Origin of the sequence: Actinoalloteichus caeruleus DSM 43889, assembly GCF_000429185.2 — a bacterium.
Classification (GTDB): Bacteria; Actinomycetota; Actinomycetes; order Mycobacteriales; family Pseudonocardiaceae; genus Actinoalloteichus_B; species Actinoalloteichus_B caeruleus.
Genome location: NZ_AUBJ02000001.1, coordinates 5815824 through 5832154, shown reverse-complemented (window position 1 = coordinate 5832154; position 16331 = coordinate 5815824). Strand labels below are relative to the sequence as shown.

At 72.8% G+C, this 16331-nt stretch carries 12 protein-coding genes, 1 pseudogene and 1 riboswitch; all 13 genes and pseudogenes read right to left on the bottom strand.

What is annotated here, in order from left to right:
• Nucleotides 1-137: 137 nt before the first annotated feature.
• A complete protein-coding gene (locus tag G443_RS23855) occupies nucleotides 138-1514 on the bottom strand; it encodes an aminotransferase class V-fold PLP-dependent enzyme (protein ID WP_026420026.1) in 1377 nt (458 codons plus the stop codon).
• A gap of 39 nt (nucleotides 1515-1553) precedes the next feature.
• Nucleotides 1554-1667: riboswitch (SAM riboswitch) on the bottom strand.
• Between the two features lie 148 nt (nucleotides 1668-1815).
• The gene (locus G443_RS23850) at nucleotides 1816-2097 is read right to left on the bottom strand and encodes a DUF167 domain-containing protein (protein ID WP_026420025.1); all 282 of its coding nucleotides are present in this window, start codon (nucleotides 2095-2097) and stop codon (nucleotides 1816-1818) included.
• A 347-nt stretch (nucleotides 2098-2444) separates the two neighbouring features.
• Nucleotides 2445-2661 (bottom strand): annotated as a pseudogene (locus G443_RS25935) (MFS transporter); the annotation flags it as partial.
• A gap of 676 nt (nucleotides 2662-3337) precedes the next feature.
• On the bottom strand, nucleotides 3338-6592 hold the full coding sequence (gene ileS, locus G443_RS23845; RefSeq protein ID WP_026420024.1) for an isoleucine--tRNA ligase: 3255 nt from the start codon (nucleotides 6590-6592) through the stop codon (nucleotides 3338-3340).
• Between the two features lie 515 nt (nucleotides 6593-7107).
• The gene (wag31, locus tag G443_RS23840; protein ID WP_026420023.1) at nucleotides 7108-7917 is read right to left on the bottom strand and encodes a DivIVA-like cell division protein Wag31; all 810 of its coding nucleotides are present in this window, start codon (nucleotides 7915-7917) and stop codon (nucleotides 7108-7110) included.
• A 78-nt stretch (nucleotides 7918-7995) separates the two neighbouring features.
• Nucleotides 7996-8280 carry a YggT family protein gene (locus tag G443_RS23835; RefSeq protein WP_026065904.1) on the bottom strand — a complete coding sequence of 95 codons (285 nt, stop codon included), beginning with the start codon at nucleotides 8278-8280 and terminating at the stop codon, nucleotides 7996-7998.
• A 20-nt stretch (nucleotides 8281-8300) separates the two neighbouring features.
• The gene (locus G443_RS23830) at nucleotides 8301-8933 is read right to left on the bottom strand and encodes a cell division protein SepF (protein WP_026420022.1); all 633 of its coding nucleotides are present in this window, start codon (nucleotides 8931-8933) and stop codon (nucleotides 8301-8303) included.
• 105 nt (nucleotides 8934-9038) lie between these two features.
• Nucleotides 9039-9770, bottom strand: a complete 732-nt coding sequence (locus G443_RS23825; RefSeq protein WP_026420021.1) for a YggS family pyridoxal phosphate-dependent enzyme — start codon at nucleotides 9768-9770, stop codon at nucleotides 9039-9041.
• Between the two features lie 2 nt (nucleotides 9771-9772).
• Entirely contained in the window at nucleotides 9773-10480 is a 708-nt protein-coding gene (gene pgeF, locus G443_RS23820; protein WP_026420020.1) for a peptidoglycan editing factor PgeF, read from the bottom strand.
• Nucleotides 10481-10650: 170 nt separating this feature from the next.
• Nucleotides 10651-12036 carry a cell division protein FtsZ gene (gene ftsZ, locus G443_RS23815; protein ID WP_026420019.1) on the bottom strand — a complete coding sequence of 462 codons (1386 nt, stop codon included), beginning with the start codon at nucleotides 12034-12036 and terminating at the stop codon, nucleotides 10651-10653.
• Between the two features lie 771 nt (nucleotides 12037-12807).
• Complete coding sequence (locus G443_RS23810) at nucleotides 12808-14268, bottom strand: xylulokinase (protein ID WP_051314229.1); 1461 nt, start codon at nucleotides 14266-14268, stop codon at nucleotides 12808-12810.
• Between the two features lie 114 nt (nucleotides 14269-14382).
• Nucleotides 14383-15414, bottom strand: a complete 1032-nt coding sequence (gene fgd / locus G443_RS23805) for a glucose-6-phosphate dehydrogenase (coenzyme-F420) (RefSeq protein ID WP_035274805.1) — start codon at nucleotides 15412-15414, stop codon at nucleotides 14383-14385.
• A gap of 113 nt (nucleotides 15415-15527) precedes the next feature.
• On the bottom strand, nucleotides 15528-16253 hold the full coding sequence (locus G443_RS23800; protein ID WP_026420018.1) for a cell division protein FtsQ/DivIB: 726 nt from the start codon (nucleotides 16251-16253) through the stop codon (nucleotides 15528-15530).
• Nucleotides 16254-16331: the final 78 nt, after the last annotated feature.

Below are 16331 nucleotides of genomic sequence, written 5' to 3'. Positions count from 1 at the left end.
GGCGTTGGACCCCGCAGGGCCGGTCTCGGTCACCCAGTCATTGTGACCTACCGGCATCGACGCTGGTCACAGGCGTCGACACCGGCCAGCGGGCGCTGGTCGGGCAGCCCCGGGCCGCTCGGTGGGGCCACCCGCGCTCAGGCGGGCCCGTCCCCCAGGAGCCCGACCGGCAACCGCCGGGGGTCCGGGACGGGCACCCAGCGCCCGTCCCGCTGGGCATAGGACCAGGCCGGCCCCGAGGCCACCACCGCCCGGAGCGCGGCGAGCAGGCGGTCGACGTGCTCCTCGGTGGCTCCCAGGCCCACGCTGACCCGCACCGCGCGTCCCCCACCGACCCCCGCCCGGGCCAGCAGGCGCTCGGTCGCGACGTGCGCGCAGAACGCCCCGTCCCGCACCCCGATCCCGTACTCCGCCGACAGCGCGGCGGCCAGCAACCCCGGGTCGATCCCGTCGACGCCGAAGCTGACGACGCCCACCGAGGGGGTGGCATCGTCGAACAGCCGCAGCGGACGCACCCCCGGCACGGCCGCGACGCCCTCCCGCAGTGCTCCCGCCAGCCGGTCCTCGTGCTCGGCCACCCCCCGCCAGTGCCCCGACAGCGTCTCGCAGGCCACCGCGAGCGCGTGCGCTCCCACCACGTTCGGCGTCCCGGCCTCCTGGCGCTCCACACCGGCCGCCCAGGTCACCCGCAGATCAGCTCCCACGGACTCCACCAGGGCCGACGCTCCTCCACCCCGCAGGTACGGCGGCGCCGACCGCAGCAGGCGCGCGGGCCCCGTCAGCGCCCCGCAGCCAAAGGGCGCGTAGGCCTTGTGCCCGGAGAAGGCGAGGAAGTCCACCCCGAGCTCGGACACCGACACGGGCCGGTGGGGCGCCCACTGCGCGGCGTCGAGGACGGACAGGGCTCCGTGCCGACGGCTGACCTCGGCCAACTCGGCCACCGGCCACAGTTCACCTGTGACGTTCGACGCGGCGGTGAGCACCACGGCGACCCGGTCACCGTCGGCGACCAGCCCGGACAGCTCCGCCTCCAGCGCCGCCACCGCCTCACCCCGGGTACGCGGCGCGCGGACGCGGCGCACCCGGCGGCCGGCCCAGGGCAGCAGCGCCGCGTGGTGGTCGGTGTCGAAGGTGACCACCACGGTCCCCACCGGCAACACGGCGGCGACCAGGTTCATCGCGTCGGTGGTGTTGCGGGTGAACACGACGTCGTGGTCGGGCGGGGCGTCGACGAACCGGCGCACCGTCGCCCGCGCGTTCTCGTAGATCCTCGTCGACGCCTGCGACAGCAACCCGGCTCCCCGGTGGACGCTCGCGTACCAGGGCAGGACCGCGTCGACGGCGTCCCGCACCGCCTCGAGGCAGGGGGCGCTCGCCGCGTGGTCGAGGTTCGCGTACGGGACATCCCCGCCGGTCACCAGCGGGACCCGCAGGTCCGCACCGACCACCGGCGGCAGGGCCGACACGGGGGGCGCGAGGCGGGACGGGCGGGCGGTGGTGGGTGCGGACGACATGGCACGACCTCCTCGGATCCAGGGGGGACCCGGTGGTAGGCCCCGCGCTTGCCCGACACCACACGGCTCGGGCCTGGTCCTCACCCGGAGCACCCCACCGCGGAGGAGGGTTGCCGGCCAGCGAGCCGGGGCTTGGCGCTGGCGCTCATGACCTGCGGCAGAACCTAACCGCCGCCGCCCGACCTGTCCAGCGGGCCTCCCAGCCACTGGGAGCCGGCCCGACCGCACCCACCGGAACAGCCACCCCCGCGCTGGACCCGCCCGGGCACCGTCGTCCGCCCCTCCTCGGTCGCCGCCGGCATCAGCCCTCCAGCAGGGTGCGCAGGCGGTCCTCGGCCGCGGTCTCGTCGAGGTCGACGACCAGCCACTTGTCCCGACCGCGTTCCCCGGCGTCCACTCGCACGGCTTGGCGGCGGACACCGAACGCGTCCGCCACCGCGCGGCGGAGCGCCTCATTGGCCTTGCCCTCGACCGCCGGGGCGGCCACCGCCACCACCAACGCCGGCCCCAGGACCCCGTCCCACCTGCCCCCGACGACGGTTCGTCGCGCGCCGGGTTTGACACGCACCGCGAAACGGAACACGACCGTCCACCTCCTCCGCCGGGCGTCCCGACCGGCCGCCCGCACCGACCACCCTGCCCCGACACGCGAGCCGAGCGCGGTCGGGGTGCTGGTGGGCCCGCGGCGGGCGAGCCGCCCAATCAGTGCCGCTGTCTCGTCAGGTCCAGGGACCGGGGCACCAGGAGGCAGGCCACGACTGGCACCGCCAGGAGGGTCACCGTCGCCAGCGACTCGCCGAACGCCGCCCTCGCCAGCCGCACCCACCTCGGGCACCCCGGACTCCGAGGACAGCTCCAGGACCGCGGCGAGGGGCTCCCCGGCCGGACCGGCGTCAACACCCCCGACATCGGCCTCCCCCAGCCCGACTTCCAGTTGGGCGCGGTAGAACACTGAGGCCAGACTGCCGAGCACGGCGACGCCGAGCACGGTGCCGAGGTCGTAGGCGGTCTCCTCGATGGCGGCGGCGTTGCCGGCCTTCTCCGGGGGTGTTCCGGACATGATGATGGCCGAGGCGATGGCCAGTGATCCCGCGCCAGCGCCCAACAGGGCCAGCCCGATCGCCAGGGTCGGGTAGGAGAGGGGATTGGGCGCCACGGGCAGCAGCAGGAACCCGACTCCGGCGACCGCGAGCCCGCCGGCCCTGGCCGAGGGGCGGACCTGACCGGAAGCTGAGGTGATCCGCGCGGACGGCGACACCGACGGCTGGATGGCGTCGGTGGATCACCGGCGCGGTCGCGGTGCGTGCACCTACGGGATGGAGGGCTGGTTTCAACCAGAACTGACCTGATGGATCGCGTCGACCAGTGGGTACGCGACGGCCCGGTGCCACCGAGGTGGCGGTGCGGGAACAGGGGCGGGGACCGCCCCTGGGACAGACGCGTCCCGGCTCACGGGAGCGGCCACCACACCGGGCAGGCGGCCGCCGGGGCCTGCGACCCCTCGTCGACGGGCCTCGGCTGACGGCCCCGCACCGGGGACCGCGCCCCACCGGCTCCCCTTCCCGGCATGGGAGGGCGGGACGGCCCGTCCGTCCCCCCGCACGACCACCACGGCCCACCCGCACCGCTCGCCACGCCCGAGCGGGGGCGCCCATGGCGCGGCGGACGACCGGTTCGTCCCAATCCCGGCGGGAGCGGGACGGCCACGACGGCCCCGACTGCCGCGCCGGTCGGTCACCGGCCCGGCGGCCGGGACCTCGTCGATGGTCCCGCCGGGCGCCGCCGGGCGGGACACGTTCCCACCGGCGGCGACGCCCGAGGGCTCACACCCTGGTCACGGAGACCCGCACGGAGGTCCCCTCGCCCACCGTGCCGGTGAGCGCGGGCGCACCCTCCTCGATGGCGGTGGACAGCGACACCGCCAGGGTCTCGCCCCGCACGAACTCCTCGTGGGCGGTCACCGCCGCCACCAGGTCCGCCGGCACCTCGACCGCCAACCCGATCCGGTCCGAGACGTCGAGACCCGCGTCGCGGCGGGCCTGCTGCACGACGCGGACCAGGTCGCGGGCGACGCCCTCGGCCGCCAGTTCCGGTGTCACCTCGGTGTCCAGGGCGACCAGCCCCGCGTTACCCGGCAGGGACTCGACGTCGTCCACGTTCTTCGCCAGCCGCTGCTCGTACTCGCCCGGCAGCAGCTCCACACCGGCGACGACCACCGTGCCGTCCTCGGTCTCGTGCCACTCCCCCGCCTTGGCCGCGCGGATGACCTTCTGCACGTCCCGGCCCAGTCGGGGGCCGGCCACCCTGGCGTTGACCGCGAGCTCGAAGGAACCGTACGAGCTGCCGTCGTCGGTCAGCTCGACCTCCTTCACGTTGACCTCGTCCTTGATGAGGTCGGCGAAGGGCGCCAAGGCCCCCGGGTCGGCGACCACGGCGGTCAGCCTGGCGAGCGGGAGACGAACCCGGCGCCGCGCCGCCTTCCGCACGGCCAGGGCCGAGGAGCACACCTGCCGGACCTGGTCCATGGCCGCGACCAGGTCGGGATCCGAGGGCAGGGAGTCCGCGTCCGGCCAGTCCGTCAGGTGCACCGATCGGCCGCCGGTGAGGCCGCGCCACACCGCCTCCGAGGTCATCGGCAGCAGCGGGGCGACGACCCGGCAGGTCACCTCCAGCACCGTGTGCAGGGTGTCCACCGCCTCCTGGGACCCGGCCCAGAACCGGTCGCGGGACCGACGCACGTACCAGTTGGTGAGCACCTCCAGGAAGTCCTGGACCTCCGCGCACGCCGAGGCGATGTCGTAGTGGTCCAACCGCTCGGTGACCCGCCGCACCAGGTCGTGGGTCTTGGCGAGGACGTAGCGGTCGAGGACGTGCCGGGAGACGCCGCGCCCGGCGGCGGCCAGTTCCTCCCCGTCCGCGTAGGACACCCCGGTCAACGACTCCGCGTTGGCGTACAAGGACAGGAAGTACCAGGAGTTCCACAGCGGCAGCACCGCCTTGCGCAGCGACTCCCGGATTCCCCGTTCGGTCACGATCAGGTTGCCGCCGCGCAGGATGGGGCTCGCCATCAGGAACCAGCGCATGGCGTCGGAACCGTCGCGGTCGAAGACCTCGTTGACGTCCGGGTAGTTGCGCAGCGACTTGGACATCTTCTGCCCGTCGGACCCGAGCACGATCCCGTGCGACACGCAGTTGCGGAACGCCGGCCGGTCGAAGAGCGCGGTCGCCAACACGTGCTGGGTGTAGAACCAGCCACGGGTCTGGCCGATGTACTCCACGATGAAGTCGCCGGGGTGGTGGTGTTCGAACCAGTCCGCGTTCTCGAACGGGTAGTGCACCTGCGCGTAGGGCATCGACCCGGAGTCGAACCAGACGTCGAGGACGTCCGGGACCCGGCGCATCGTGGACCGACCGGTGGGGTCGTCCGGGTTGGGTCGGGTCAGCTCGTCCACGTAGGGGCGGTGCAGATCGGTCAGCCGCACCCCGAAGTCCCGCTCCAACTCGTCCAGCGAGCCGTACACGTCCACCCGGGGGTGGCTCGGGTCGTCGGAGACCCACACCGGGATCGGCGTACCCCAGTACCGGTTGCGGGAGATCGACCAGTCCCGGGCGCCGGCCAACCAGTTCCCGAACTGACCGTCCTTGACGTGCTCGGGGTACCAGGTGATCTCCTGGTTCAGCTCGACCATGCGGTCCTTGAACGCGGTCACCCGCACGAACCAGGAGGACACCGCCCGGTAGATCAGCGGGTTGCGGCACCGCCAGCAGTGGGGGTAGGCGTGGTCGTAGGTCTCGTGCCGCAGGAGCACCGCGCCCTGTTCGGAGGCGCCCTCGGTGCCGTCCCGCAGGTCGCGGATGATGTTCGGGTTGGCCTCGAAGACCTGCTGGCCCTCGTAGTCGGACACCTCGGAGGTGAAGCGGCCCCTGGCGTCGACCGGGGTCACCGGCTCGATGCCGGCGGCGTCGGTGACCGCCTTGTCCTCCTCACCGTAGGCGGGGGCGATGTGCACGACGCCGGTGCCGTCCTCGGTGGTCACGTAGTCGGCGGCGAGGACGCGGTGGGCGCCCTCGTGCCCGACGAAGTACGGGAACGGCGGTGCGTAGCGCAGCCCGAGCAGCTCGGAGCCGCTGTGGCGGGCCAGGACCAGCGGGTCCTCGCCGAGCTCCCTGGCGTAGGCGGCCAGGCGCGCCTCGGCCAGGACGAACCGCCGCCCGTCCGACTCCACCAGCACGTAGTCGACCTCGGGGTGGACCGCGGTCGCCAGGTTCGCCGGCAGGGTCCAGGGCGTGGTCGTCCAGATGAGCAGGTACGCGCCGTCGAGGGCGGAGTCGTTGCCGGTGACGCGGAAGCCCACGGTGACGGCGGGGTCCTGGCGGCGCTGGTAGACGTCGTCGTCCATCCGCAGTTCGTGGTTGGACAGCGGGGTCTCGTCCCGCCAGCAGTAGGGGAGCACCCGGTAGCCCTCGTAGACCAGCCCCTTGTCCCAGAGCTGCTTGAAGGCCCAGATCACCGACTCCATGTACCCGATGTCGAGGGTCTTGTAGTCGTTGTCGAAGTCCACCCACCGGGCCTGCCTGGTGACGTAGGACCGCCACTCGTCGGTGTAGCGGAGCACGGAGGACCGGCACGCCTCGTTGAAGGCGGCCACGCCCATCTCATCGATCTGCGACTTGTCGGTGATGCCCAGCTGCCGTTCGGCCTCCAGCTCGGCCGGCAGGCCGTGGGTGTCCCAACCGAAGCGGCGCTCGACGCGGCTGCCGCGCATCGTGCGGTAGCGGGGAACGACGTCCTTGACGTAGCCGGTCAGCAGGTGGCCGTAGTGCGGAAGACCGTTGGCGAAGGGCGGACCGTCGTAGAAGACGTACTCGTTGGCCCCGTTCTCGCCCGCCGGCCGCGCCTCGACGCTGGCGGCGAAGGTGCCGTCGGCAGCCCAGTAGTCGAGGACGGCGAGTTCGAGGTCGGGGAAGGAGGGCTGGGCCGGCACGCCGCGCCGCTCGTCGGCGGCCGTGGTCCCGTCGGCCGAACCGTCGGCCTCGGATCGCGGTGTTCCGGTGAGATGGACCCGGGGGTAGGCCATCGGTGTCGCTCCTTGGGGCGTCGTGGCTGGCGTCCTGCGCACGGACCGGAGTCTCAGGGACTCCAGCCCCCACGGGGACGACGCGCACTCGCAGGCGCACCGCGGTACCACCCCGCTTGCCGCCGTCGCCGGTACGACCGGCCGCGACGACCTCTCTTCTGGGCTGTGACGGGCCCACCCGTCCGGTTCTACTTGGCTCCCGTCCCAGGGGGCGGCGCCGTTCTTCCGGAGGCTCCCCGGTGATGGCCGGATCGGTGCCTGTGACGACCAGCATAGCGAGGGTCGCGAGCGGGAACGCGCACGGATGCCCTCCGCTGGCCCGACCCGCTCCGCCGGCGACGTCACACCTGCCCGGCGAGCTCGTCCTCGCTCTCCGGAGTGAGAGAACCCCGACCGAGTGCGCACTGATCACGGTCCGTTTTCACCGCAAGGAGTGAACAGCCGGCGGCCGGGCGACCCCTCGGGGGTCGCCCGGCGGACAGCTGGCAGTCAGCCCACAGCCGTGGGAACTCCGGTCAGCCGGCCTCCGCCCGCGTGCCGAAGGTGTAGCCGGACTGGTTGGCCCGCCCCTCGGGCACCGCCGAGCCCCGGTCCTCCAGCTCGCGGAGCTGCGAGTCCAGCATCGTCTTCAACCTGGTCCGGTACTCACGTTCGAAGGTGCGCAGCACCTCGATCTGCTTCTCCAGGCTGTTCTTCTCCTGGGTGATGCTCCCCATCACCTCGGCATGCTTGCGCTGGGCGTCCCGTTCCAGGCCGGTCGCCTTCTCCCTGGCCTGCCGCTCCAGCGTCTCGGACCGGGTCCTGGCCTCGGACACCATGGTCTCCGCGCGGGTCCTGGCCTCGTTGATCATGCTGTCGGCCTTCGTGCGCGCCTCCGAGAGCAACTGCTCGGACTTGGCCCGTGCCTCCGAGAGCATCCCGTCGGCCTCGGTCTTGGCCTCGCCGGTCAGGCGGTCGGCCATCTCCTGGGCGAGTCCCAGCACCTTGGCGGCCTGCACGTGGTGGTCGCCGCCCGGGGAGGTCTGCTCCATCGGGGTGGGCGGCGGGACCGGCGAGAGCCGACGCGGTTCGTCCACCGGCCGGACCGCGGTCACCGACCCGGCGTTCGCCCTGGCGTCCTCCAGGTCGGCCCTGGCGTTGTCGAGCTGCTGGTCGAGCTGCTCGACCTGGTTGCGGAGCTCGTTGTTCTCCTCGATGAGCCTGGCGAGCTCGGACTCAACCAGGTCGAGGAAGGCGTCCACCTCGTCCTCGTTGTAGCCCCGTTTACCGATCGGGGGCTTGCTGAACGCGACGTTGTGAACGTCGGCGGGGGTCAGAGACGGCATGGTCAGATCACCTCACGCACTCCTCGACTCTGCGGCACCTGGGCTCCCCGTAACCCCGTGTGCTCCAGTCGAAACCTGTTAGGAAGGCACAACCAGTTGCATCGCGATGAAGACAACCAGCAGTAGCACCATAATCGACAAGTCCAGCCCCACGCCGCCGATCCGAACGGTCGGGATGAGCCGACGCAGCGCACGAACGGGTGGGTCTGTCACTGTGTAGATGGTCTCCAGCGCGACCGCAACCCCTCCGTTGGGTCGCCACTCGCGGGCGAACGACCGCACGAGCTCGACCACGATCCTGGCCATCAGCAGCAGCCAGAAGAAGAACAACACGTAGTACAGGACGATCCGGACCGCATCCACGCTCTTCACTCTGCCACTAGTCAGCCGCGACCAAACAGCCCGCCCTCGGCGAGCTTCTTGCGCTGCTCGGCGGTGACGTCGACGTTGGCCGGTGAGAGCAAGAACACCTTCGTCGTGACCTTGTCGATCGACCCGCGCAGCGCGAACGCGAGGCCGGCGGCGAAGTCCACGAGACGCTGCGCGTCCGCGTCGGCCATCTCGGTGAGGTTGATGATGACCGGGGTGCCGTCACGGTAGTGCTCCCCGATCGTCCTGGCTTCCTTGTAGGTCTTCGGGTGCAGTGTCGTGATCCTGCTCATGACGCTGCTCGCCGGCTCCGGCGCCGGGCGGATCCGGGTAACGGGTTCCCGTTGCGGATCCACGGCCAGCGCTCCCCGGGTCGGCGCGTCCCCGCCCGACCACTGCCGCCGGGGCCAGGGGCGCTGCTCGCCCTCGGTGTAGTCCTCGTCGTCGTCCTCGAACTCGGCGGGGCGGTAACCGCCGCGGTAGGAGCTGGAGCGGCGGCCACGAGTAGCCGACCGGTCGCCGTAGGAGTCGTAGTCATCACCATCTTGGTACCCGTCCCGGTAGCCAGACGACGACTCGTCGTACGCCTCCAAGTCGTCGGTGGGGACCATTCCGAAGTAGGCCTTCAGCTTGTGCAACGCGCTCATGGACAGCCCTTCCCCGCCTCCCGGTCCGCCAGGCCGTCGGCCTCAGCTTCCCCCCGTACCACACGACTCGACGGCCATCCGGCCGCCGTGGTTTCCCCGTCAACCTCAAGGCGAGGCTAACTTCCGGGTACCCAGCAGACCGGTTCCGACACGCACGAGGGTTGACCCCGCCGCGATGGCGTGTTCCATGTCCCCACTCATCCCGGCGGAGACTTCGGTGGCTCCTGGGTGGTGGCGCTGGATCTGATCGGACACGGTAGCGAGACTATGGAACGCCGTCAGGGGATTACCACCCAATGGCGCGACAGCCATCACTCCGCGCAGCCTCAGTTCACTCGCCTGGGCTACGGATTCCGCGAGAATTGTCACTTGCCCGGGTGGGCAACCACCACGGTCAGCATCCTCGTCGAGACTCACCTGGACCAGCACGTCCAGCGGCCGGCTCCGGTGGCCCTCGTCGAGGGCGGCCCGTACCCCGCCGCGCAACGCCTCGACGAGCCGGAGGCTGTCCACGGAGTGCACGACGTCCGCCCACCGGGCTACCGCCCGCGCCTTGTTCCGCTGGAGCCGGCCGACCATGTGCCAGCTCACGTCGAGCGCGGGCCGCAGCTCGCCGACCCGTCCGATCTTGGGCCGGGCTTCCTGGTCCCTGCTCTCCCCGAACTCGCTGAGGCCGAGGTCGGCCAACAGAGCCACGTCCTCCGCCGGGAAGTTCTTCGTGACGGCCAGCAGGCGCACCGAACCCGCCTCCCGGCCGGCCGCCCGTTCGGCGTCGGCCAGGCGACGGCGCACCGTCCGCAGTCGCTCCGCCAGTTCGCTGGCGCGGTCCTCGGTCACGGTCAGCTCCGTTCGAACCACGTCACCGCGGCGAACCGCCCGGTGGGGGCTCCCCGTCGGTGGCTGAACAGTTCCGGGGACTCCACCGTGCACCGGGGGTCCGCGCCGACCCGGCCCACGCCGGCCTCGGTCAGTTGGCCCAGTAGACCCGCCCGGAGGTCGAGACCGGGAGTTCCCCTGCGCGTGCGGCACGCCGTACCCGGAACGTGCCGCTCGACGTCGGCGCGCATCGCCTCCGGCACCTCGTAGCAGTCCCCGCACACCGCCGGGCCCAACAGCGCCTCGACATCGCCCACCCGCGCCCCGGCGCGTTCCATCGCGGCCAGGGTCGCCGGGAGCACGCCGACCCGGGTACCGATCCGTCCCGCGTGGACCGCGGCCACCACCCCGGCGACCGGGTCGGCGAGCAGGACCGGCACGCAGTCGGCCACCAGCACCACCAGTGCCAGCCCTGGTTCGGCCGTCACCAGGGCGTCGGTGGCCTCCACCGCCTCCGCGCGCGGGCCGTCCACGGTCGTCACGCCGCGGCCGTGCACCTGTTCCATCCACACCAGGCGGTCCGGGGGCAGCCCGAGCTCGTCGGCGAGGCGCCGGCGGTTCGCCGCGACGGCGGCGGGGTCGTCACCGACGTGGTCCCCCAGGTTGAAGGCCTGGTAGGGACCGGAGGAGCGACCGCCCTCCCTGGTGGTCACGATGCGGCGGACGCGCACGTGTCGGTCTTCCCTTCGCCCGGGTGTCGCACTGTCGAGAGTGATCTTAGGAAGAGCCGGGGTGGCCCGGACGCGGGAGTCCCGCCAACGGCGACCAACCCGCCCCGCGAACAGCGAAACGGCCGCCCCCCGGCTTGGACCGGGGGGCGGCCGTTGGTGCTGGCCCGTCGTCACCGCCTCATGAACGGTGGGATGTCGACCTCGTCGTCCTCGGCGTCGTCGGCCACGGGTACGGCCCGCCCCGGCAGGGAGCTACCGCCACCGAGACCCCGGTTGGGGAAGGCCGGCCGGAGCCCTTCCGCTCCCCCGGACTGGACGTGGGGGTGCTGCTGCTCACCGACCCCACCGATGCCCGGCTGACCGGTCGGGAACGCCGACTCGGCGGACGCGGGCGGCCGGTAGGGCTCCGGGGCGGGGCGGGGCGGGTCGGTCGGGTGGGCGTGGGTGAGCCGGGGCTGCGCGGGCGGCGGGTCCACCGCCGGAGGCGAACTGGGCCGCGCCGGCTGCGCGGGCTCTGGCTGGTAGGTGCTCGCGGACTCGCCGGTGGGTGCCGACCGGTCGGCACTTCGGGAGGTGACCGGCGCGGGCTCCAGGCTCTTGTGGGCGGGAACGCCCCCGTCGAAACCGGCGGCGATCACCGTCACCCGGACCTCGTCGCCGAGCGAGTCGTCGATCACCGTCCCGAAGATGATGTTGGCGTCCTGGTGCGCCGACTCCTGCACCAGCGACGCGGCCTCGTTGATCTCGAACAGACCGAGGTCCGACCCACCGGCGATCGAGAGCAGCACACCGTGCGCGCCGTCCATCGACGCCTCCAGCAGCGGGGAGTTGATGGCCTTCTGCGCCGCCTGCACCGCTCTGCCCTCCCCGCGCGCCGAGCCGATGCCCATCAACGCGCTCCCCGCGTCCGACATCACGCTCTTGACGTCGGCGAAGTCGAGGTTGATCAGGCCCGGGGTGGTGATCAGGTCCGTGATGCCCTGCACACCGGAGAGGAGCACCTCGTCAGCCGACCGGAAGGCGTCCATCAGGCTGACGCCGATGTCACCGAGCTGCAACAGCCGGTCGTTGGGGATGACGATGAGCGTGTCGCACTCGTTGCGGAGTTCCTGGATGCCCTGTTCGGCCTGCTTGCCCCGGCGGTTGCCCTCGAAGGAGAACGGCCGCGTGACCACACCGATGGTCAGAGCGCCCAGCTTCCGCGCGATCGAGGCGACCACGGGCGCGCCGCCCGTTCCCGTACCACCGCCCTCACCGGCGGTGACGAAGACCATGTCGGCCCCCTTGAGGACCTCCTCGATCTCCTCGCGGTGGTCCTCGGCGGCCTTGTGGCCGACCTCCGGGTTCGCGCCGGCGCCCAGCCCTCTGGTCAGCTCGCGCCCGATGTCCAGTTTGACGTCCGCATCGGACATCAACAGCGCCTGGGCGTCCGTGTTGACCGCGATGAACTCGACGCCCTTGAGCCCGACCTCGATCATTCGGTTGACCGCGTTGACGCCGCCGCCACCGATGCCGACGACCTTTATCACCGCGAGGTAGTTGTGCGGGGGCGTCATCGGATCCGCCTTCCTGATCTGGCTCGTGCTTCGAGTGCTGCGCTGGCCAGGACCAGCGCGTCCAGGACCTGGTCGTCCTGGACCGGAAAACCCCGGCGCGGAACCGGGAGTGCGCCTCGTCCAGTCAACCCGTGTCTCGATTGCGGACGTTAGGCACCGTAACGCCTGTGGTCCAGCAGCCACGCCGCACGGCGGCACACGCTGTGCCCCGTGCGCGCTGGTGAATGTGCACCCGACGTGTCAGCGCCCGCGGTCTGGCGCCGATGGTATCGGGTTCCCACCCGCGCGGTGCGCCCTCGTCGGGTCTCCCCTCCGAGCGGGCCCCACGGCGCCACCGCCCACGGTGTCCACCGTGTCCGTCCGGTGGTCCGCGCGCCGGCACCGGCACGGCCCACCCCGGCGGCGTGGACTCTGGTCGGAACCGGGATTCCCGCCCAGGTGACGGACGTTCCGGCGGTTCGTGGTCAGGTTCCCGACATCGGGATCGCCGGCGGACCGGCAGGACCAAGATCAATTTACCAGGGCGGTGCTGGCCGGCGGCGGGCAAGTGCGCCGTTCGCACCGCCCGGCGATGGCACGGTCGGGCCGGGGACGCACCGGAGCGTTCTCCGGTCCACCTCGGACCCAGCCGGGCCCGCCGGCCCGAACGGCCCGCTCGACTCCCCTCCCGTGGTCGCCGGCCCGCCGGTCGTCGCCGACGGGCCCGGGGTACGGCGCCGAGGTCCACCCCAGACCACCGCTCGCCACCCGGAACGCCGACGTCCTCCGGCGTCAGTGGTGGTGATCGTCCTCGTCGGGAGGCTCGACGGCCTCCCGGTACCGGGCGAAGCCCTCGGCGAGCTCCTCGGCCCGGGGGCCGGGGAGCACGGTCTCCCCCACGGACTCCGCCACCGGGGGTGACGGCAGACCGAGTGCCCCGGCGGCGAGGTGGGCCGCTCCGACGGCGGCGGCGCTGCGCACCTCGACGGGCCGCAGGGGCACGCCGAGCACGTCGGCGACCAGTTGCCGCACCGCCGGTTCGGTGAGCCCCCCGCCCGTCAGCCGCAGGGCGTCCGGAGCCGGCCCGGGCAGCTCCCCGGCGGCGTGGCGCACCGCGAAGGCGACGCCCTCGATGGCGGCGGTCAGCACGGTCCGCCGGTCGTGGTCCAGTCGGAGACCGCGCAGGGAGGCCGTGGCGGTGGGGTCGACCAGCGGGGTGCGCTCCCCGGTCAGGTGAGGGACGAAGAGGACCCCGCCGCTGGAACCGTGGCGCGCGGCGTCGGCCAGTTCCTCCCGGTCGGCCCGCACCACCGCGCGCACCCAGTCGAGGGCGAGCCCGGCGTTCTGGACGGCGGCCATCCAGTACCAGCCGGTGTCCTCCGCCCGGCGGTAGCGGTGGACCACCGGCCGGCCGGCACCGACGGCGTCCTCCGAGGCGGGTGAGGTGTCGTCGACCAGGCGCACCAGCTGGGCTCCGGTGCCGACGGTGAGCTGCACCTCCCCTGGGGCGGGCCCGGTGGCCAACAGCCCGGCGGCGGTGTCGGCCGCGCCGACCGCGACCGGGGTTCCGGCCCGCAGGCCGAGTTCGTCCGCGACCTCGGCACCGAGCTCCCCGGCGATCTCGGCCGAACGCGACACCAGGGGTAGCAGATCCTCCCGGAGGTCCTGCGCGCGCAGGACTGCCTCGCACCACCGGTCGGCGGGGATGTCCCAGAGCAGGGTCGCGGACGCGTCGGACGGGTCGGTGGCCGCCCGACCCACCATCCGCAGCCGCAGCCAGTCCTTGGGGGACAGCACCCACTCGGCGGCCGCGACCGCGTCGGGTTCCACCGTCGTGAGCCAGTCCACCAGCGGACCGGCCATGCCGGGTACCACCGGGTTGGCGAGCCGCACCCGGAGCGAGGTGGGCAGTTCGTTCCACCGGTCCAGCACTGACAGCGCCCGCTGGTCCGGCCAGAGGACCGCCGGTCGGGTGGGGCGGCCGCCGGGCCCGGTGAGCACCACGCCGTGCATCTGGCCGGCCAGGCCGACCCCGAGGACGCGCGTGCCGGGGCCCGCGCGGCTCACCGCGCTCCGGACTGCCGTCGCGGTCGCCCGCCACCACTCCTCGGGGTCCCCCTCGGCGGCACCGGGGGCGGGCCGTCGGACGGGGTACTCGACGACCGCCTCGCCGAGCACCGCGCCGTCCAGCGCGACCACCAGTGCCTTCACGCCACTCGTGCCCAGGTCGACACCGAGCAGGGCCTCGGCCATCACACCCTCCTCATCGTGTCCCGGCGCGCGACCGGGGCCGTCCTGCCGTCCCCGGGTCCTGTCGGCCGGGGTCCCGGCCACGTGGCCTGGTGGGGATCCCGGTCGCCGGCTCCATCAGTCGCTGGCCGGCGCCGGGAGGGGCCCGGGGGTCAGGTCCCGCAGCCGGGGCAGCACCCGCTCCGCGTAGAGCTCCATGAACCGTGCCTGGTCATCGCCGGGGGCGTGGAACACCAGGTGCGTGAACCCGAGGTCGACATAGCGGCGGATCATCTCGACGTGCTCGTCGGCGTCGCTGGAGACGATCCAGCGCTTCGCCGCCTCCTCGGTGGTGAGCGAGTCGGCGAGCCGCTCCATCTCCCGGGGGTCCTCGACGCCGACCTTGGACTCGGCGGGCAGGCCGAGCGCGGCCCAGTTCCTGGTGTCCGACAGCGCCCGCTCGTGGTCGGTGTCGAAGGAGACCTTCACCTCGATCATCCGCTCGATGTCCCGGGGGTCCCGGCTGGCCTTGACGGCGCCCTCCACGAGGGCGGGCAGCAGCGAGTCGCGGTACAGCTCCTCGCCCTTGCCACTGGTGCAGATCATGCCCTGGGCGGTGCGGCCGGCGTACCGGGCCATCCTGGGCCCGCCGGCGGCGAGGTAGACGGGCAGGGGCGCGTCGGGCTTGTCGTAGATCGTCGCGTTGGAGGTCTGGTAGTACTCGCCCTCGTAGGTGACGAAGTCCTCGCGCCACAGCTTCTCGATGAGGTCGACGGCCTCGCGGAACCGCCCCAGCCGTTCGCGGTACTCGGGCCACTCCATCGCCGTCGCCGGCACCTCGTTGAGGGACTCCCCCGTCCCGACCCCGAGCAGTACCCGGCCCGGGAACAGGACCCCTAGCGTGGCGACGGCCTGCGCGACGACCGAGGGGTGGTAGCGGAAGGTCGGCGTCAGGACGCTGGTACCGATCGTGATCCGCGATGTGCGTTCGCCGAGCGCGCCCAGCCAGGCGAAGGAGTAGGGGGCGTGGCCGTCGGTGTGCTTCCAGGGTTGGAAGTGATCGCTGACCATGACGCTGTCGAAACCAGCCTGCTCGGCGAGCACCCCGAACTCCAGCAGCTGTCGGGGGCCGAACTGTTCCGCGGACGCCTTGTATCCGAGCTTGACCATGTGCTGATCCTTCCGCGTCGGGTGGTGATCGTCATCCTGACGCACCGATTCTCGTCTCCCCTCGGCGCCTGGGCCCACCGCCGTCGCACGGCGCCGCGGGGGCGGCAAGGGGGTCAGCTGACCGTCGGGAGCTCCGGGGCGCGAACGTCGTAGACCTCGCCGTCCTGGGTCAGCAGCGCGGCCAGGGTCGCGGCCTTCCGCTCGGAGTCCCGGGTGTCGCCCCAGCGCGCCTCCCGGCCCAGGCTGAGCCGGAGCCGGATGTCGGTGGCGGTGGGAACGGCCACGGCGAGCACCTCGCGAGCGACCTCGGGGGGCAGCGTCTCCAGCACCCGGAGGCCAGCCAACGTCGGCTCGTCACCCACCCCGGGGTTCGCCACGTCGAGGACGGGCACCTCCGCGGGCTGGTCGGCGACCCGCGCGTAGGGACGCCCGGTGCGATCCACCAGCCAGAGGCCGTCGTCCTGCCGCACCACGGCCTCGGGTGCGCGCTCCGTCACCGAGATCACGGCCGTGTCCGGCCAGGACCGGCGCACGGACACCTCCGCGACCCGGGGGATGTCCCCGATCCGCGCCTCGATCCCGCTGGTGTCCAGCCGCAGGATCGGGACGTCGGACTCGATGGCGGCCGCCGCGAGGACCTCCTGCCGGGTGAGTTCGTCCAGCCCCTCCACCTCGACGGTCCGCAGGGGCAGCACCGGGGTGTACAGCAGCACGGCCGCGGAGGTCAGGCCGAGCAGCAACACGATCGCCAGCCCCCGCGGGGTCAGCAGGCTCCGGAGCCGGAGGCGGCGACGGGGGCGACGGGTGGCGTTCCGGCGCGTGCCGGGACGGCGGGGCACGTGGCGGCGGGTGGTCTCGGACCGCCCGCCGCGCCGGTCACGCGGCCGCCGCGTGCTCGTGCCGCCCCTGCCGCGGGC